Here is a 15,926-nt window from a genome sequence, read left to right as displayed (position 1 = left end):
GGGGCATCAACCAGGTTTGTGGGTCGGGACTGCGCGCCGTCGCGCTGGGGGCCCAACACATCCTGCTTGGCGACGCCGACATCATCATTGCCGGTGGCCAGGAAAGCATGAGCCTTTCGCCGCATGTCGCACATCTGCGCGCGGGCACAAAGATGGGCGATATAAAATTCATCGATTCGATGATCAGAGACGGGTTGTGGGACGCGTTCAACGGCTACCATATGGGCCAGACCGCTGAAAATGTTGCCGCAAAATGGCAAATCAGCCGTGAAATGCAGGACGAATTTGCGCTCGCCAGCCAAAACAAGGCCGAAGCAGCGCAAAAGGCGGGGAAATTCGCGGACGAAATAATCGCATTTACCGTTAAGACCCGCAGGGGCGAGACGGTGGTTGATCAGGACGAATACATCCGCCACGGGGCCACGCTGGAATCGATGCAAAAACTGCGCCCGGCCTTTACCAAGGACGGCACGGTAACGGCGGGCAACGCATCGGGGCTGAACGACGGCGCGGCGGCCGTGCTGCTGATGACCGAAGCTGAGGCGCAGCGCCGCGGCCTGCAGCCACTAGCCCGGATCGCGTCTTACGCAACGGCCGGGGTTGATCCTTCGATCATGGGGAGCGGCCCGATTCCCTCCAGCCGCAAAGCGCTTGAAAAAGCGGGTTGGAAAGCCGCCGACCTCGATCGAATCGAGGCGAACGAAGCGTTTGCAGCGCAGGCCTGCGCCGTCAACCAGGACCTTGGCTGGGATACTGCGAAGGTTAACGTGAACGGTGGCGCAATTGCGATTGGTCACCCGATCGGGGCATCTGGGTGCCGGATCCTGAACACGCTGGTCTATGAGATGAAGCGCTCGGGTGCGAAGAAAGGCCTTGCCACACTATGCATCGGCGGTGGCATGGGGGTTGCAATGTGCCTGGAGGGGCTCTGATTCGCCGCGAATGAAGCACCGGATACGCGCAACTTTGTTGCGCGTATCAATTAATTTCGGTAACAGGATTATAAGAGTAGCGAATTTTCGGGAGGAATCATGTCCAAAGTAGCAATCGTCACCGGCGGCACGCGCGGCATAGGCGCCGCGATTTCCATCGCACTGAAAAATGCGGGCTATACAGTCGCCGCAAACTATGCCGGCAACGATGAGGCGGCCAAGAAATTCACTGCCGAAACCGGGATCAAGACCTACAAATGGTCGGTCGCTGATTATGATGCCTGCGCCGCCGGTATTGCGCAGATCGAGGCTGACCTGGGACCGATCGCGGTGTTGGTCAACAACGCGGGCATCACCCGTGACGCGATGTTTCACAAGATGACACCGCAACAGTGGAAAGAGGTCATGGACACCAACCTGTCGGGGTTGTTCAACATGACGCATCCGCTTTGGACCGGAATGCGTGATCGTAAATTTGGCCGGGTGATCAATATCTCATCGATCAATGGCCAGAAGGGTCAGGCCGGGCAGGCCAACTATTCTGCCGCAAAAGCAGGCGATCTGGGCTTTACCAAAGCGCTTGCAATGGAAGGCGCGCGCGCTGGCATTACCGTGAACGCGATCTGCCCCGGCTACATCGGCACCGAGATGGTGCGCGCGATTGATGAAAAAGTCCTGAATGAGCGTATTATTCCTCAAATCCCGGTGGGCCGATTGGGCGAGCCGGAAGAAATTGCGCGCTGCGTGGTGTTTTTGGCAGCTGACGATGCCGGCTTCATCACGGGATCAACGATCTCCGCGAATGGCGGCCAGTTCGTGGTCTGACTCCCTTGGTATTTGGCGAAAGGCCCGCAGACTGCGGGCCTTTCTGTATTTTTGAGGCTCCATGTCGCGCAACAAGGCAACTTTGATTGGTTTTTCGGCGGTCCTGCTGTGGTCGCTGCTGGCCCTTTTCACGGTTGGATCAGCCCCTGTGCCGCCGCTTTTGCTGAACGCGATGTGTTTTGCGATTGGCGGTGCGATCGGGTTGGTTTGGGTGGCGCGATCGGGTGGGTTTGGCGTGCTGCGTGCGGTGCCGATACAGGTCTATGCCTTTGGCACCGCCGGGCTTTTTGGTTATCATTTTTTATATTTCTCGGCACTACGGATGGCGCCCGCCGCTGAGGCCGGATTGATTGCCTACCTTTGGCCGCTGCTGATTGTGCTGTTTTCGGGGCTATTGCCGGGCGAACGGCTACGCCCGCTTCACATTATTAGCGCGTTGATTGCGTTTGCGGGCGCGGCGCTGATCGTGGCGGGCAGCGGTGAGGGGGCAAGGGCCGGGGCATTGCCGGGATATGGGCTGGCGCTTTTATGCGCGCTGACCTGGGCTGGGTATTCGCTGATTTCGCGGCGTCTGGGGCAGGTGCCGACGGCGGCGGTGGCGGTTTATTGTGTTGCCACAGCCGCTTTATCGGGGATAGCGCATCTGGCACTGGAAGAAACCGTGTGGCCGGTCGGCGCATTGGGTTGGGCTGCAACGCTGGCGTTGGGGCTGGGGCCAGTCGGGCTGGCGTTTTACACATGGGATATTGGCGTGAAACGCGGCGATATCCAGATCTTGGGAACCGCGTCCTATGCCGCGCCGCTTTTGTCAACGCTGGCGCTTGTGCTGGCGGGTATGGCCACCGCCAGCACAAACCTGTTGCTGGCGGCAGCTATGATTGCATCTGGCGCCGCGTTGGCCGCAAGGGCAAGCCGCGTCGGATCAATCAAGCATCCGTAAGACGGGTGATCTGTTCCTTGAGTTTGAGTTTCTGCTTTTTCATCTCGGCAATTTGAAGAGCGTCAACGCCCGGCGTACGGGCGGCCTTTTCAACGGCATCTGAAAGTGCCTCGTGCTTCTTGCGAAGCTCGTTGATGTGCGAACTCATCGTCATGACTGCTTCCTCTCTTGTGAACACGATATCAATCGGACCACATATCGTGAGTCGTGTCACGAGGGGACAGCCCTCTGCGACATGATTTCAGTGTGGCTCACGAATTCTTGCTTAATGGTTAATGATCCAGAACCAATGGCGCGCCGTTACGCAAAATCTTGCGAACCTCGGGGGTCATGTCTTCGCCGTCCCGGATGTGGGCGGGGGCCGCGTGCAAAACCAAAGGCGCCAATAGACGCAGCACACCGCGGCCACCCTTGCGTGCCTGCACGATGACCCGCCCTGCGGCCCGGCCCTGACGCGGCGCGATCGGCAAGACTTGTGTGCTGCCTGCCCTGCCCGCCAGCGCGCAAAGAACATCTGCCAGCCTGTCGGCTTGTTGGATCAGCGTGATCTGCCCGCCCGGGTGCAGACGCCGCAGCGCCTGCCGGACCCATTGGTCCAACGGGGTAAGTTCGCGGCGCGCCAGTTCGCGCCCTGCATCAGCGGCGCTGGTGCCATCACAAGGTGCGAAATAGGGCGGGTTGGCGATGACATGGTCAAAGTTCTGCGCCCTCAGATCCGGGGGCGGGGCGGCCAGATCACCCTCGAACACCTCCAACATGATACCGTTGCGCGCCGCGTTATCGCGGGCCAACACGGCATAAGAGGGCTGCACCTCAAGCCCCGCCAGCCGCAACCCCGGCACCCGCCAGCCCAGACACAGGCTGGCCACGCCCGCGCCACAGCCCAGTTCCAACACGCTTTGCCCCGCGTATGCCGGGCAGGCGGCGGCCAGCAAGACCGGGTCCATCGCCGCGCGGTAGCCATTGCGCGGCTGCGCCACAATCAGATGACCACCCAGGAACCCGTCTTGCGTCAGATCTTCCGGGGCAAACATCAGTCTGTGCCTATCGCGTTATCGCGCAGCACTACGCGCGCCATGAACAGATCCGTGTCACGCACCATGACCCGGCGTGGCAATATCCCAAGGCTGCCTTCCAGCACGCTCATGTGGACGTCCATCTGAAACACGGCTATACCCTCGCCCTCAAGGAGGGCCGTGGCGATGGCCAGTTTGACCGGGTCAGTGCTGCGAAAAAGCTCTTTCATAGACCGAGACTTAAGGGCATCAACCGGCCCTGTCGAGAACGGTTGGAGACGGGGATGGGAATGATGGGCCTCGATATGAAAAATGACGACCGGACGGCAAGGCCGCATGACCGGCTGGCCGAGGCTTTGGCCGACGATATGGCGGCGGTGAATCGCCTGATCCGGGACCGGATGGCATCGGAACACGCGCCGCGCATCCCTGAGGTGACAGCGCATCTGGTTGAGGCAGGCGGCAAGCGTTTGCGCCCGATGCTGACCCTGGCTGCCGCGCGGCTTTGCGGTTATGACGGGCCTTATCATGTGCATCTGGCGGCCACGGTCGAGTTCATTCACACCGCAACCTTGCTGCATGACGACGTGGTCGACGAAAGCGCCAAACGCCGGGGTCGGCCGACGGCGAACCTGCTGTGGGACAACAAATCCTCGGTTCTGGTAGGTGACTACCTGTTTGCGCGCAGTTTTCAGCTGATGACCGAGACCGGCAATATGCGGGTGTTGGGAATTTTGTCGAACGCCTCGGCGGTGATTGCCGAAGGTGAGGTGTTGCAACTGACCGCCGCGCAAGATCTGACCACCGATGAGGCCACCTATCTGAAGGTGATCCGCGGCAAGACGGCGGCGCTGTTTTCAGCCGCAACCGAAGTGGGCGGCGTGATTGCCGGCGCCCCCGAGCGCCAGGTCAAGGCGCTCTTTGCCTATGGCGACGCGCTGGGGATTGCGTTTCAGATTGTGGATGATCTGCTGGATTATGGCGGCGCATCCGACGTGATCGGCAAGAATACCGGCGATGATTTCCGCGAACGCAAGCTGACACTGCCGGTGATCAAGGCGGTGGCGCTGGCCGATGCCGAGGAGCGCGCCTTTTGGACCCGCGTCATCGAAAAGGGCGACCAGCGTGAGGATGACCTTGATCACGCCCGCGCCCTGATGACCCGGCACGACACGCTGAACGCGACCCGCGCCGAAGCGCTGGATTGGGCCGCCAAGGCCCGCGCCGCGCTGACGGATCTGCCCGCCCATCCGCTGCGCGGAATGCTGGAAGATCTGGCGGATTATGTCGTGGCCCGTCTGCGTTAGGTGCAGGCGGCGCGGTTAGGCAGATTGAGTATTTAAGCCAAAAAAAAAGCCTGGCGCGGGCGCGGCTTTGCCCGCTCGGTCTGGTTGCCCAAGGGGCCGCAGGCGGTCCACCACTGTGGGTGGGCTGCGCGCAAGAGGGTGTGGGCGGCTTTCGCCTGGGGTTCGGTCGCGAAAAGCGCGAAACACGTGGCCCCCGAGCCGGACATGCGCGCAAGGCGGCAGCCGGGCAGACCAGCCAGCGCGGCCAGCACGGTCGCGATGACGGGTTGGATGGCAATCGCCGGTGCCTGAAGGTCATTGCGTTGGGTTGCCAGCCAGTCGATCAGCGCGGTTGCATCGGTAAACGTTGGCAGGGCGGCGGGCATGGGCGGGTTTTGGCGGTTACGCAGCGCCTTGAAGACGGCGGGGGTGGCGACCTCGACCCTGGGGTTGGCCAGCACCGCCGGGAGGGGCGGCAGGGACAGGGGCGCAATCTGCCCGCCGATGCCCTGCACCCGGGCCGGGCGCGGCTGATAGCACATTGGCACATCGGCCCCGAGCGCCGCCAGATCGACGATTGCCAGTTGCGAAAGCGCATCCCAATGCGCCTCGACGGCCAGATTGCCATTGGCCTGCCAGATCTCGGGCAGATCCCACAGATGCATCGCGCCCCGGATCGCGGCAGCCGCATCCGACGAGCCGCCGCCGATACCCGATGCTGGCGGCAGGTTTTTAATCAGCCGCATTGCCACGCGACCATCACGCCCGCTGCTTTCGGCCAGCGCATAGGTGGCCGCTGCTGCCAGGTTGGTGCCATTGCTGGGCACACCCGCAGCCTCGGGACCGTCGACAATCAACGAAACATCATCGGCCAGCGTCATTTCCAGCCGGTCAGCGACGGGCGCGAAGGTCACAAGGCTGTCCAGCAGATGATAGCCATCGGCGCGCTGGCCGGTAACGTGCAGGGTCAGGTTGATTTTGGCCGGGGCCAGAACCTCGATTGCCGGCCCGTCAGTTGGATGCATTACCGGCGGCCTTGAGCGGGGGGGCACCCTCATCGGCCAGGACCACGTCCAGCCCGACGTCCAGTTTGCGCCGGATTCGGCTAGCCTCTGCCTCGGTTTCGGGTTTGAACGATAGGGCGCGCTTCCACTGAAATTCCGCCTCGCGTTTGCGGCCAACAGCCCAGTAGACATCGCCCAGATGGTCGTTGACCAGCGAATCCACCGGCATGAATTCGATGGCGCGTTCCATTTGCGCCACCGCCTCATCGTAGCGACCCAGCCGGTAATAGGCCCAGCCAAGGCTGTCGATGATATAACCGTCGGGCCGGGTAGCCGCGGCGCGCTCAATCATATCAAGGGCCTCGACGAGGTTTTCGTTCTTTTCGACATAGGAATAGCCGAGGTAATTGAGCACTTGGGGCTGATCGGGGCTAAGTTCCAGCGCCTTGCGGAAATCAGCTTCGGCCTGATCCCAATGCTTGGAACGTTCAAATGAAATTCCGCGCGCGTAATAAAGGAACCACAAGGTTTTGCTATCTTCGCCAGATAGGGCCAACGCCTTGTCATAGGCTTTTGCGGCCTCTTCATAGCGTTCTTGACTGCGCAGCGTATCGCCAAGCAGGGTCCAGACGTCTGGCAGATCAGGTTTTTCACCGGAAAGTTCTTCCAATGCCGTGATCGCATCATCCACGCGGTCCGCCCGCACCAACGCGCTGGCGCGGCCCAGATCGGCCGCAAAATAGGCCGGATTGTCCTTTGGGATAAGCGCATAGGTGGCCGTCGCCAGATCATATTGCTGCTGTTGTTCCAACAAACTGGCTGACATCAGGATCGCGTCGATATGATCGGGGCGCAGATATTCGGCAAGGCGGGTATAGACCAGCGTCACCGCTTCACTGCCTTCGCTGTTCAACACGCCGGCAACGGTAAAGAACATTTCGGCCAAACCATCGGTTGCAGATTGGACCATGGTAAAGGGCAAAACCTCACCTGCGGCAAGCTGTGCATGGATATCGGCCAGTGCCGGGTCCAGATCGGGGCCGAAAACCGAATCGATCAGCTCGATCGCGTCCTTGTTGCGCTCCAGTTGGCTAAGCACCTGCACATGCGCCAGAACACCGCGGCGGGTGGCGCGGATCGGCTGCCCGGTCTTGCCTGAAAAGATCGCATCCGCGCCTTCGTAATCACCGACCAGCGCCAGCGCCAGGGCCTTGTGATACAGACCGAAGGCTTGGGCACCCTTGCTTTTGGCCACTTTGTCAAAAATCTTAGTCGCATCGGACATCTGCCCGGTGCCGACCAGCGACCAAGCCCGAAACAGCCCCGACACAAGGTCATTGACGCCCGTGCCCGCGTCAAGCCGCGCAATCGCCCCGGCGTAATCGCCCTGATGCGCCTGATCGGCCAGCAAGACGAGCGCCGCAATTTCGCTGCCCCCGGCAGACGCACCCGTCGAAGTGGCCAGCGGTAGGGCCCGGTCATAGTCGCCCAGGGCGATGTCAGCTATCAGCGCGGATTCTTGCAATAACCGGTTGGTTGCATCCGTTATCAGCGCGCGCGAATAATAATCCGAAGCGGCCGCAAAGTCATTTTGCATCGAGGCGAGTCGCGCGGCCAGATAGGCCCCTGCATCTTCGGCCCGGATCGGTGCGGGCACACTGGTCAGCAACAGGCCGGCGGCCAGAATGGCGGGGCGAAAAAACGGCGGCAGAAGGGGCAAGGCGCGGTTCCTTATAAGGGTTGGTGCAAACCTAGCTTTCCCGCCCCGCCAACGCAATGCAGGGCGCGCGCGTTCGGCGCGCCCTCGCGTAGAGGTGACAGCCCCGCGACGTTACATATTGGGGTAGTTCGGCCCATCGCCACCTTGGGGTGTGGTCCAGTTGATGTTCTGCGACGGATCCTTGATGTCGCAGGTTTTGCAATGGACGCAGTTTTGAAAGTTGATCTGGAACCGCGGGCCATCTTTGTCCTCGATCACCTCATAGACCCCGGCGGGGCAGTAACGCTGCGCCGGTTCGGCGTATAGCGGCAGGTTCACCGCGATCGGCACGGTCGGGTCTTTCAGTTGCAGGTGGCAAGGCTGGCTTTCTTCGTGGTTGGTGAATGAAAACGCCACGTTGGTCAGCCGGTCGAACGACAGTTTGCCATCGGGTTTGGGGTAATCTATCGGTTTGAAATCGGCCGCCTTGCCGGTGGCCTGCGCGTCCGACTTGCCGTGTTTGAGCGTGCCAAAGGGGTTCCAGCCTGTCAGGTTGGCAACCCACATATCAAAGCCACCCAGCACAAGGCTGGACCACAGCCCCAGCTTTGACCAGAGCGGTTTGACATTGCGCACCCGCTTGAGGTCTTTGGCAATCGGGCCTGCGCGCAGATCGGTCTCATAGGCTGACAGCTCATCACCAGCGCGGCCCGCCTTGATCGCCGCCGCCGCCGCTTCGGCCGCCGCAATCCCCGACAGCATCGCGTTATGGTTGCCCTTGATCCGCGGCACGTTCACAAGCCCCGCCGAACACCCCAAAAGCGCCACCCCCGGCGCTACCAGTTTCGGGATCGACTGCCAGCCGCCTTCGCTGATGGCCCGCGCGCCGTAGGCCACACGTTTGCCGCCCTCAAGCAGGTCAGCCACCACCGGGTGATGTTTGAACCGCTGGAATTCCATATAGGGGTAAAGATAGGGGTTTTCGTAGTTCAGGTGCACCACGAAGCCGACATAGACCTGATTGTTTTCCCCGTGATAGATGAACGAGCCGCCGCCAGCGTTCTTACCCAGTGGCCAGCCCATCGTATGGGTCACGGTGCCGGGGCGATGCTTGGCGGGGTCAACCTCCCAGATTTCCTTCATACCAAGGCCGAATTTCTGCGGGCAGTGGCCCTTTGACAGGTCGAACTTTGCCATCACCTCTTTGGCAAGGCTGCCGCGCACCCCTTCCGACAGGAAGACGTATTTACCCAAAAGCTCCATCCCCGGTTCATACCCGTCACCGATAGAGCCATCGGGGTTCTTGCCAAATTCGCCCGCGACGACGCCGGCAACGCGGTCGCCATCCCAGACAATCTGGCTGGCCGCCATGCCAGGGAAGATTTCCACGCCCAGCGCCTCGGCAGTTTCGGCCATCCAGCGGCAGACATTGGCCATCGAAACGATATATTTGCCATGGTTGTTCATCAAGGGCGGCATCGGCCAGTTCGGAACGCGTATCTGCCCTGCCGGCCCGAGAATATAGAAATTGTCGCGCTTGACGGCGGTTTTTACCGGCGCGCCCATCGATTGCCAATCCGGCAGCAGCGCATCAAGCCCGGATGTATCCAGCACCGCACCCGACAGGATATGCGCCCCCACCTCTGAGCCTTTTTCCAGCACCACCACCGAAAGATCGGCGTCAATCTGCTTTAGCCTGATCGCCGCAGCCAGGCCCGCAGGCCCCGCCCCTACGATCACAACATCATATTCCATCGACTCGCGTGTGGTTTCGGCCATATCGTCATTCCTCCGGCTTGCACTGCGGCTCGCGTTGTTTCAGGGGTTGGTAGCTTACCTGACGGAACGAAGCAATTCTTACGCGACGGCCTCGCGCAAGATAATTGCGTTTTCATCCGCGCGAAAAGCACGACGCAAAAGATAAGACGCCAAAAGGATGGCCCCGATCGAGGCGTAACCGTCAATGGCATAGTGATAGCCGGTGTAGACCGACAGGAACAGGATCACTGCGGTGAACAGGATGCCAATCAGCCCAAGGATCCTGCTGCGTTCCCAAAGATACAGTGCGGTGATTGTTGCAACAGCTAGATGCATCGACGGAAAGGCGGAAATCCCCAACCCCAAATCAAGACCACCACCCAAGTAACGTTGCCATAGCGCCTCTTGCACGGTTCCGATCAGGCTTTGCGTCACGCCAGAGTCGCGCAACGCCACCGTCAGACCGGCAAAACGGTCACCTCCCAACAGCCGGTCATAATAGACCGGCCCGACCGACGAACCCGCAAGCGCGAAAACATTTCCCAAAATAAACCATGACCCGAAAAACAGCCAGATGTAGCGTTTGACCCGCGTCGCGTCAGAATCACAAAGCAGCACCACAATTGGAAAGGATACGGCCGGAATGATCCACAAGTTCAGGTATGCAGGAAGCAACATCTGGGCGTTCTTCGCAAATCCCATCGCATGGGCAAAGGTCCATGGATCTATACCGCCGTGCAGCCAGGCATCTATCCGTGCCAAGGTGGGGTCGGCAAAATAGGGCACTATCTCGGGGATCAGGTTCTTAAAGAATGAAAAACCTATCTGCAGCATCAGCGTCGCCCCTGTCAGCAGGGCTAGTGGCCTAACCTTGCCGCGCAGCGCCCTTGGACTCAGCACCAAAGCTGCCACCAGCAAAACCGGCACGATGTACAGCGCCACACCCGCGAAGGTGATCATCATCACGGCGGCCGTAACGACCGCGTCCTCCATCAGTCCTATATAGTCGTCACGGATCAGCGCAGTGGCCGTCAATCCGCCAAGCATATAAAGAAAAGCCGCGCGAAAGACTAGCTGCACCTGTTGGACCTCACATTCCGCCGTGATCCTCATTATGGGCGGTTTTTGGCATAAATGTGACCCGGCCCTTGACTTTGGGGCCCCAGCACGGATTTACAGGTTTCGCGCTTCAATTGTGCCAATTTTTGCAAGCCCAGGGTTCCCATGGAAAAGATACCGATGACGCGCGCGGGGTTTGACGCGCTAGACACTGAACTTAGAAACCTCAAATCGGTGGAACGTCCCACCGTTATCAAGGCGATTGCCGAAGCCCGTGAGCATGGCGATCTGTCGGAAAACGCCGAATATCACGCCGCGCGCGAAAAGCAGAGCTTTGTCGAAGGCCGGATCAAAGAGCTGGAAGCGATCATCGGCCGTGCCGAGGTGATCGACCCGACGCGGCTTTCGGGGACAATCAAATTTGGCGCCACCGTGACGCTGGTTGATGAGGACAGCAACGAAGAGCGCACCTATCAGATTGTCGGTGAGGCCGAAGCCAATATCGAACGCGGCCTGCTTAACATCAGATCCCCCCTTGCGCGCGCCCTGATCGGCAAGGATACGGGCGATAGCGTTGAGGTCCGCACACCGGGTGGCGATAAAAGTTACGAAGTACTTTCGATTCTTTTCCGCTAAGGTAGGCACATGACCGAACCCGCGCCGAACCACTCTGCCCCCTCGGCCTTTGCCCGTCTTTCGGCGGCAAAGGCGGGAATGCCGTCAAAAGGCAGCGGTGTCAGCAGTGCCGAACGGATGGCGCTGTTTCTGTCGGTTCTTTGGCTGGCGTTGGTCGGTACCTTTTTTCTGCTGGTTCCGGCAGGCGAGGGTGGTTCAGGCACGCTGTCGGCGGTGATGACACTGGTGGGGATTTTCCTGCCCGTGGCGATGATCTGGGTTGCCGCAGTCACAGCGCGCACAGCCCGTGAGATGCGCGCGGAAGCGCAAGAGCTGAAATCTTCGGTCGAGGCCATGCGGATGGCGTGGCTGGCGCAGCAATCAGCGCGCAACGCCCCTTCGGTCGAACGCAAACTGGACGAAATCGCCGCGTCCGCGCGCCAGACAGAAACAGCGGTGGCCACCTTTGCCTCGCGTCGCGATACGACAGCGACACAACCTTCGGCCGACCGCAAGGCGGCGCTGGCCACCCCCCGCGCCTCTACCCCCGGTGAGGATCAACCCACACTGGCCCTGGGCACCCCGGCCGAGGAATTGCACGCCCCGGTTTCTGTCAAGGATTTCATTCTGGCACTGAATTTTCCTGACAATGCCGATGACCGCGAAGGATTTCGCGCGCTGCGTCGGGCGCTGGAAGACCGCACCATGGCCAAGCTGATCCGTGCCGCACAGGACGTATTGACCCTTCTTAGCCAGGACGGGATCTATATGGATGACCTAAGGCCCGACCGCGCCAAACCCGACCTCTGGCGCCGCTTTGCCACCGGCGAGCGTGGCCGCGAGGTGGCGGCCTTGGGCGGGGTGCGTGATCGTTCATCACTGGCGCTGACGGTGGGGCGAATGCGGCAGGACACGATCTTTCGGGATGCCGCCCATCATTTTCTACGCCAGTTCGACAAGACTTTTTCCGAGTTTGAAAAGAACGCAACCGATCAGGAAGTAGCGGAGCTGGCCGATACCCGCACGGCCCGCGCCTTCATGTTGTTGGGCCGCGTGACAGGAACCTTCGACTGATCCCGGCATTTGGCGTTCCCTGCGGTGCTGATGTCTTGATTGAGAAAGCCCGGGCGGTTTAGGCTCTGCCCTTGAACGGGCCGTCACGTTATAGCCGCCGCACCATTACCAAAGCGGTATCAAATGCAAAGGCCAATGCCGTGAGTCGGCTTTTGACCGCGCGTTCAACCACAAAGCCGCGCCTTTCATAAAGCGCACGCGCGCGGGCGTTTCGGGTCACAACCTCCAACCGCAGTTCCCGGTAGCCATGCACCGTGGCCTCGGCACAGAGCGCCTCGATCAGGGCGGTGCCAATGCCTTCACCGCGGTGTTCAGGATGCACCGCCAGCCCATCAACATCCAGCGTCCACGGCGTCAGATCACGCGCCAGAAACGAAAAACACCTACCTCGCCAATAGCCACCTACCCGGCCATAGACCGCGTTCAGATCCGACTGAATGCCACCCACGAATGACCCTTGCCGGTCACGAAACCCGACTACCCCCAGCACCAGACCCGTTGCATCTACCGCCGCGATAACATGGGTGGGGTCGATCACCCTTTCGACAAATCGGAGCGCCTTGCGTTCGGGGCCCATGATCCGGCCCAGCTTGTCACTGAACGCATCCCAGTAAAGCCGGGCCGCAGCAGGGCGCTGGCTATCATGAAGCCCGACCTGAATCCGGGGCATCATGGGATTTTTGGCGCGCAAAGCGCCTCGGCGCGCGCCAAATCTTCGATGGTGTTGATGTTGATGAACGGGTCTTCGATCACATCTTCAAAGGCCACCACCACAGCACCCGAAAGCGCGGCGCGCAAACGGCGTTCGCCCGCAGCCAAATCCTTGGCCAAGGCGGCGCGCTGCGCTGTTGGCCAGAGCGCCGCGGTAGGGTGCAGCCGCTCGCCATAGGCCGCCATGGCCGGCCCACCCCGCGTTGCCGCATCCAGCCGGTCGACCAGATCAAACGGGACAAAGGGCGTATCGACCGATACCGTCACCAGCGCCCGCGCGCCCTGCCCTGCGGCCCAGTCAAGCCCCGCCAGTATCCCGGCAAGCGGCCCCTGGCCCAGAAGATCCGGCGGATCGGGCAGCACCGGCAGGCCATACCGGGCAAACCGCGCCGCATCGCCATTGGCCGACAGTGCCAGTTGCTCCACCTGCCCCGACAGCCGCGCGATCCCATGCGCCAGCAGCGGGCGCCCGGCCAGCATCAACAGGGCCTTGTCAGCGCCGCCCATCCGCCGCCCTTGCCCACCGGCCAGAATCAACCCGCAAATCGTCATCGCTGCGCCACCACGTCTTGCATCCGCTGCCTCATCGCCTATGACTTGGCGCATCATGCACCCCAGAGCAAGCCCATGACCAGAACTCCTTCCCCCACAGCCGCGTATTGGCGCGGTTTCCGCCAGGCCCTGCCGTTCATGCTGGTCATCGTTCCCTTTGGCCTGCTGTTTGGCGTGGCCGGGACCGAAGCCGGGTTCAATCTGGCCGAGGTAATGGGCTTTTCGATATTGGTCATTGCCGGGGCCTCGCAGTTTACTGCGGTGCAGCTGATGACCGACAATGCGCCCGTGGTCATGGTTTTGCTGACCTCGCTTGCCGTCAACCTGCGGATGGCGATGTATTCGGCGGCCCTTTCGCCGCATCTGGGCGCTGCCACGCCATGGCAAAAGGTGCTGACATCCTATTTCATGGTCGATCAGACCTATGCCTTGGCCGCGCAGGATTACGAGATCCGGCCAGAGCAGACCATGACCGAAAAGCTGGCATTCTACGCCGGGGCCTGCACCCCGATCTGCCCGCAGTGGTATGTTTCGACCTGGCTGGGGGCCGTGCTGGGCGAGGCGATACCACCCGCGTTTGCGCTCGACTTTGCCGTGCCGATCACCTTTCTGGCGATGCTTGCGCCGATGCTGCGCACGCTGGCGCATCTGGCGGCGGCGGCGGTATCGGTCGGTGTGGCACTGGCGCTGGCGTTTCTTCCCAGCGGCACCGGACTGCTGGTTGCGGCGGCCTGCGCCATGTTCACCGGCGCGCAGGTTGAAATCTGGATCCAAAGGCGCAAAGCATGACCTACAGCAAGGTAGAAATCTGGGCGGTGATCCTGTTGTTGGGGATTGGCACGTTCTTCATACGGTATTCGTTTCTGGGGATGATCGGCAACCGCCCGTTGCCTGAATGGGCGTTACGCTATCTGCGCTATACCCCGGTTGCGGTGCTGCCGGGGCTGGTCGCGCCGCTGGTCCTCTGGCCCTCGGGTACGGGCGGAGAGTTTGACCTCGCGCGCCTGCTGGCCGCCTTTGCCACCCTTGGTTTTGGCGTGGTGACGCGCAATACGCTGGCCGCGATCATCGGCGGGCTGGCGGCGCTTTATCTGGGAATTTTCAGTTTCGGTTAGCATCAAAGGCAGGTTGGATCCGTTCTTGCTGAATCATCAGCACGCCGGAATTGTCGGCAGGATCGCCATCGTAATGGTCGCTGAGCGTGGCACCGGGCAGCTTGGCCCAAGCCGCTGACACCCTAAGTGGCGACAACGTTCTGGGGATGGATTCAAACCCCGGCACGCCGCGCAGCACGTCGACCACCGAATTGGCGCACATCATCTTGCCCACCGCACCATGCGCCTCGGCCTGGGCGCGGATCTGTTCCGCCGCAGCAAGCGTCACCGGCACGGTCTGCTCGCGCACATACCAGGTTTCGCGGGCATGGTAGTCGATGTAAAAGGTCTTCATCCGGTCGGTGATGCCATAATGAACATCGTTCCGCTCGGGCACCCAGGGGTGATACCAACTGCCCGCAGGGTCCCACATCACGCGCTGCACGCCGTCGATCATCAGCGCCGAATGCCCCCCCTGACCAGAGCTGGTGCCAATCACCGTGAACAGCGTGACCGAAGGCGGCGCACCGGTGGAGTAGGCGGCTTTTTTAACGGCCTCGTCCGGTGCCCAGATCGGCTCTGCACCGCAGGCCGCCAGAAGGAACGGCAAAACCAGACAGATGAGAAGGCGGCGCATCTGCCTGACCCCTTTTAGTTACGTTCAGCCGTTGACCAGTGCCAAAAACACCAGAACAAGAAGGGTCGCAACCACAGCATAGGTCACAAACTTCACAAAACCCGCAAAGGTCTTTTCGTGGGCACGGATATCCATATCGCCCTGCGTATGATCGGCCATTCCTGTCTCCCTGACTTCGTCTCCCTCAGTATCGGATAGCCGATACTTGGCACGGTGTCACGCCCCCTTCGGGGTTTCCATACCCGCGACCAGGCGAAAGCCGATGCGCCGGGGCTCTTCTTGTTCATCCGCCTTCGGAAGCGCCACCAGCATAACGCTAAGCTGGCTGACATGCTGAATAAGTTGCGTGCGCGCACCGCTTTCATCGCGGCCATAGAAGGTCAGGATGTCGGGGGCGAAATAGCCAAGCCCCTCGATCCGCAACACCCCGGCGTTACCGCCGGTCAGGCCCAGGGCGACCTCTTGATCGCTGTCCAGTTGCTGTTCAAAGTTCTGGATATAGACCACCAGCCGCTCATACGCCCATTGGGCGGGGGACTTGCCCCCAAAGGGTTCACGGGTCAGCACTTCGGGCATAGGCAGGGATTCAGGGGTAAGAGGTGCGTCTTCATGGGTGTGGACAACATGGGCACAGGGGATTGCCGTCTCTTCATGCGCCTCTGCTGTGGTGCGGATCTGGCCCATGCTCGGGTTTGAAGTGGTTTTGCTTTTCATCATCCGCTCC

General features: G+C 60.9%; 20 protein-coding genes. 8 read left to right on the top strand and 12 right to left on the bottom strand.

All coding sequences use genetic code 11. The annotated features are described in order from the left end of the window. The 3 genes from ACM62R_RS11425 to ACM62R_RS11415 form a co-directional block, all read left to right on the top strand. Positions 1–932, top strand: a 932-nt coding sequence (locus ACM62R_RS11425) for an acetyl-CoA C-acetyltransferase (protein ID WP_415184185.1), incomplete at its 5' end; no start/stop codon positions are given. 99 nt (positions 933–1,031) lie between these two features. After that, entirely contained in the window at positions 1,032–1,757 is a 726-nt protein-coding gene (gene phbB, locus ACM62R_RS11420; protein ID WP_415184184.1) for an acetoacetyl-CoA reductase, read from the top strand. A gap of 61 nt (positions 1,758–1,818) precedes the next feature. Next, positions 1,819–2,697, top strand: a complete 879-nt coding sequence (locus ACM62R_RS11415; RefSeq protein WP_415184183.1) for a DMT family transporter — start codon at positions 1,819–1,821, stop codon at positions 2,695–2,697. On the opposite strand, the gene ACM62R_RS11410 is transcribed toward ACM62R_RS11415, so the two are convergent. The 3 genes from ACM62R_RS11410 to ACM62R_RS11400 all read right to left on the bottom strand — a co-directional run bounded on the left by ACM62R_RS11410 (position 2,684) and on the right by ACM62R_RS11400 (position 3,943). Further along, entirely contained in the window at positions 2,684–2,851 is a 168-nt protein-coding gene (locus ACM62R_RS11410) for a DUF465 domain-containing protein (RefSeq protein ID WP_415184182.1), read from the bottom strand. The two genes, ACM62R_RS11415 and ACM62R_RS11410, sit on opposite strands and share 14 nt — an antisense overlap. 118 nt (positions 2,852–2,969) lie before the next feature. Next, positions 2,970–3,731, bottom strand: coding sequence for a tRNA1(Val) (adenine(37)-N6)-methyltransferase (locus tag ACM62R_RS11405; protein ID WP_415184181.1), 762 nt, complete (start codon positions 3,729–3,731; stop codon positions 2,970–2,972). Further along, positions 3,731–3,943, bottom strand: coding sequence for a DUF2007 domain-containing protein (locus ACM62R_RS11400; RefSeq protein ID WP_415184180.1), 213 nt, complete (start codon positions 3,941–3,943; stop codon positions 3,731–3,733). The genes ACM62R_RS11405 and ACM62R_RS11400 overlap by 1 nt, the downstream gene beginning before the upstream one ends. Before the next feature lie 60 nt (positions 3,944–4,003). On the opposite strand from ACM62R_RS11400, the gene ACM62R_RS11395 reads away from it, so the two are divergent. After that, entirely contained in the window at positions 4,004–5,020 is a 1,017-nt protein-coding gene (locus tag ACM62R_RS11395; protein WP_415184179.1) for a polyprenyl synthetase family protein, read from the top strand. A 32-nt stretch (positions 5,021–5,052) separates the two neighbouring features. Here ACM62R_RS11395 and ACM62R_RS11390 read toward each other — a convergent pair whose 3' ends face one another. From ACM62R_RS11390 to ACM62R_RS11375, 4 genes are all read right to left on the bottom strand, one after another. After that, positions 5,053–6,024, bottom strand: coding sequence for a 4-(cytidine 5'-diphospho)-2-C-methyl-D-erythritol kinase (locus ACM62R_RS11390; RefSeq protein WP_415184178.1), 972 nt, complete (start codon positions 6,022–6,024; stop codon positions 5,053–5,055). Further along, complete coding sequence (locus ACM62R_RS11385) at positions 6,011–7,723, bottom strand: tetratricopeptide repeat protein (protein WP_415184177.1); 1,713 nt, start codon at positions 7,721–7,723, stop codon at positions 6,011–6,013. The genes ACM62R_RS11390 and ACM62R_RS11385 overlap by 14 nt, the downstream gene beginning before the upstream one ends. 111 nt (positions 7,724–7,834) lie before the next feature. Beyond that, positions 7,835–9,481, bottom strand: a complete 1,647-nt coding sequence (locus ACM62R_RS11380) for an electron transfer flavoprotein-ubiquinone oxidoreductase (RefSeq protein ID WP_415184176.1) — start codon at positions 9,479–9,481, stop codon at positions 7,835–7,837. A gap of 78 nt (positions 9,482–9,559) precedes the next feature. Beyond that, a complete protein-coding gene (locus ACM62R_RS11375) occupies positions 9,560–10,573 on the bottom strand; it encodes a phosphatase PAP2 family protein (protein ID WP_415184175.1) in 1,014 nt (337 codons plus the stop codon). 111 nt (positions 10,574–10,684) lie between these two features. Here ACM62R_RS11375 and greA point away from each other — a divergent pair, with 111 nt between their 5' ends. Further along, positions 10,685–11,155, top strand: coding sequence for a transcription elongation factor GreA (greA, locus tag ACM62R_RS11370; RefSeq protein ID WP_415184174.1), 471 nt, complete (start codon positions 10,685–10,687; stop codon positions 11,153–11,155). Positions 11,156–11,164: 9 nt separating this feature from the next. After that, positions 11,165–12,208: a hypothetical protein gene (locus ACM62R_RS11365; protein ID WP_415184173.1), complete on the top strand. Its 1,044-nt coding sequence runs from the start codon at positions 11,165–11,167 to the stop codon at positions 12,206–12,208. A gap of 88 nt (positions 12,209–12,296) precedes the next feature. On the opposite strand, the gene ACM62R_RS11360 is transcribed toward ACM62R_RS11365, so the two are convergent. Both ACM62R_RS11360 and mobA read right to left on the bottom strand, forming a co-directional pair. Further along, entirely contained in the window at positions 12,297–12,878 is a 582-nt protein-coding gene (locus tag ACM62R_RS11360; protein ID WP_415184172.1) for a GNAT family N-acetyltransferase, read from the bottom strand. Further along, positions 12,878–13,471: a molybdenum cofactor guanylyltransferase MobA gene (gene mobA / locus ACM62R_RS11355; RefSeq protein ID WP_415184186.1), complete on the bottom strand. Its 594-nt coding sequence runs from the start codon at positions 13,469–13,471 to the stop codon at positions 12,878–12,880. Before mobA ends, ACM62R_RS11360 begins: the two co-directional genes overlap by 1 nt. A 75-nt stretch (positions 13,472–13,546) precedes the next feature. Between mobA and ACM62R_RS11350 the strand changes: the two genes are divergently transcribed. Together ACM62R_RS11350 and ACM62R_RS11345 are read left to right on the top strand one after the other, a co-directional pair. Next, positions 13,547–14,260, top strand: a complete 714-nt coding sequence (locus ACM62R_RS11350) for an AzlC family ABC transporter permease (RefSeq protein ID WP_415184171.1) — start codon at positions 13,547–13,549, stop codon at positions 14,258–14,260. After that, entirely contained in the window at positions 14,257–14,586 is a 330-nt protein-coding gene (locus tag ACM62R_RS11345) for an AzlD domain-containing protein (protein ID WP_415184170.1), read from the top strand. Before ACM62R_RS11350 ends, ACM62R_RS11345 begins: the two co-directional genes overlap by 4 nt. Here the strand turns inward: ACM62R_RS11345 and ACM62R_RS11340 are convergent. Genes ACM62R_RS11340 through ACM62R_RS11330 form a run of 3 tightly spaced genes read right to left on the bottom strand, consistent with a single transcriptional unit; the run spans position 14,573 to position 15,916 of the window. Beyond that, on the bottom strand, positions 14,573–15,202 hold the full coding sequence (locus tag ACM62R_RS11340) for a hypothetical protein (RefSeq protein WP_415184169.1): 630 nt from the start codon (positions 15,200–15,202) through the stop codon (positions 14,573–14,575). The two genes, ACM62R_RS11345 and ACM62R_RS11340, sit on opposite strands and share 14 nt — an antisense overlap. Before the next feature lie 24 nt (positions 15,203–15,226). Further along, positions 15,227–15,361: an aa3-type cytochrome c oxidase subunit IV gene (locus ACM62R_RS11335; protein ID WP_415184168.1), complete on the bottom strand. Its 135-nt coding sequence runs from the start codon at positions 15,359–15,361 to the stop codon at positions 15,227–15,229. A 57-nt stretch (positions 15,362–15,418) separates the two neighbouring features. Further along, positions 15,419–15,916: a DUF6173 family protein gene (locus ACM62R_RS11330; protein WP_415184167.1), complete on the bottom strand. Its 498-nt coding sequence runs from the start codon at positions 15,914–15,916 to the stop codon at positions 15,419–15,421. Positions 15,917–15,926: the final 10 nt, after the last annotated feature.

The sequence above is a fragment of the Phaeovulum sp. genome, from assembly GCF_047638075.1.
Classification (GTDB): domain Bacteria; phylum Pseudomonadota; class Alphaproteobacteria; order Rhodobacterales; family Rhodobacteraceae; genus UBA6197.
The sequence above is the reverse complement of the archived record's forward strand: the minus strand, read 5'-3'. Positions and strand labels throughout refer to the sequence as shown.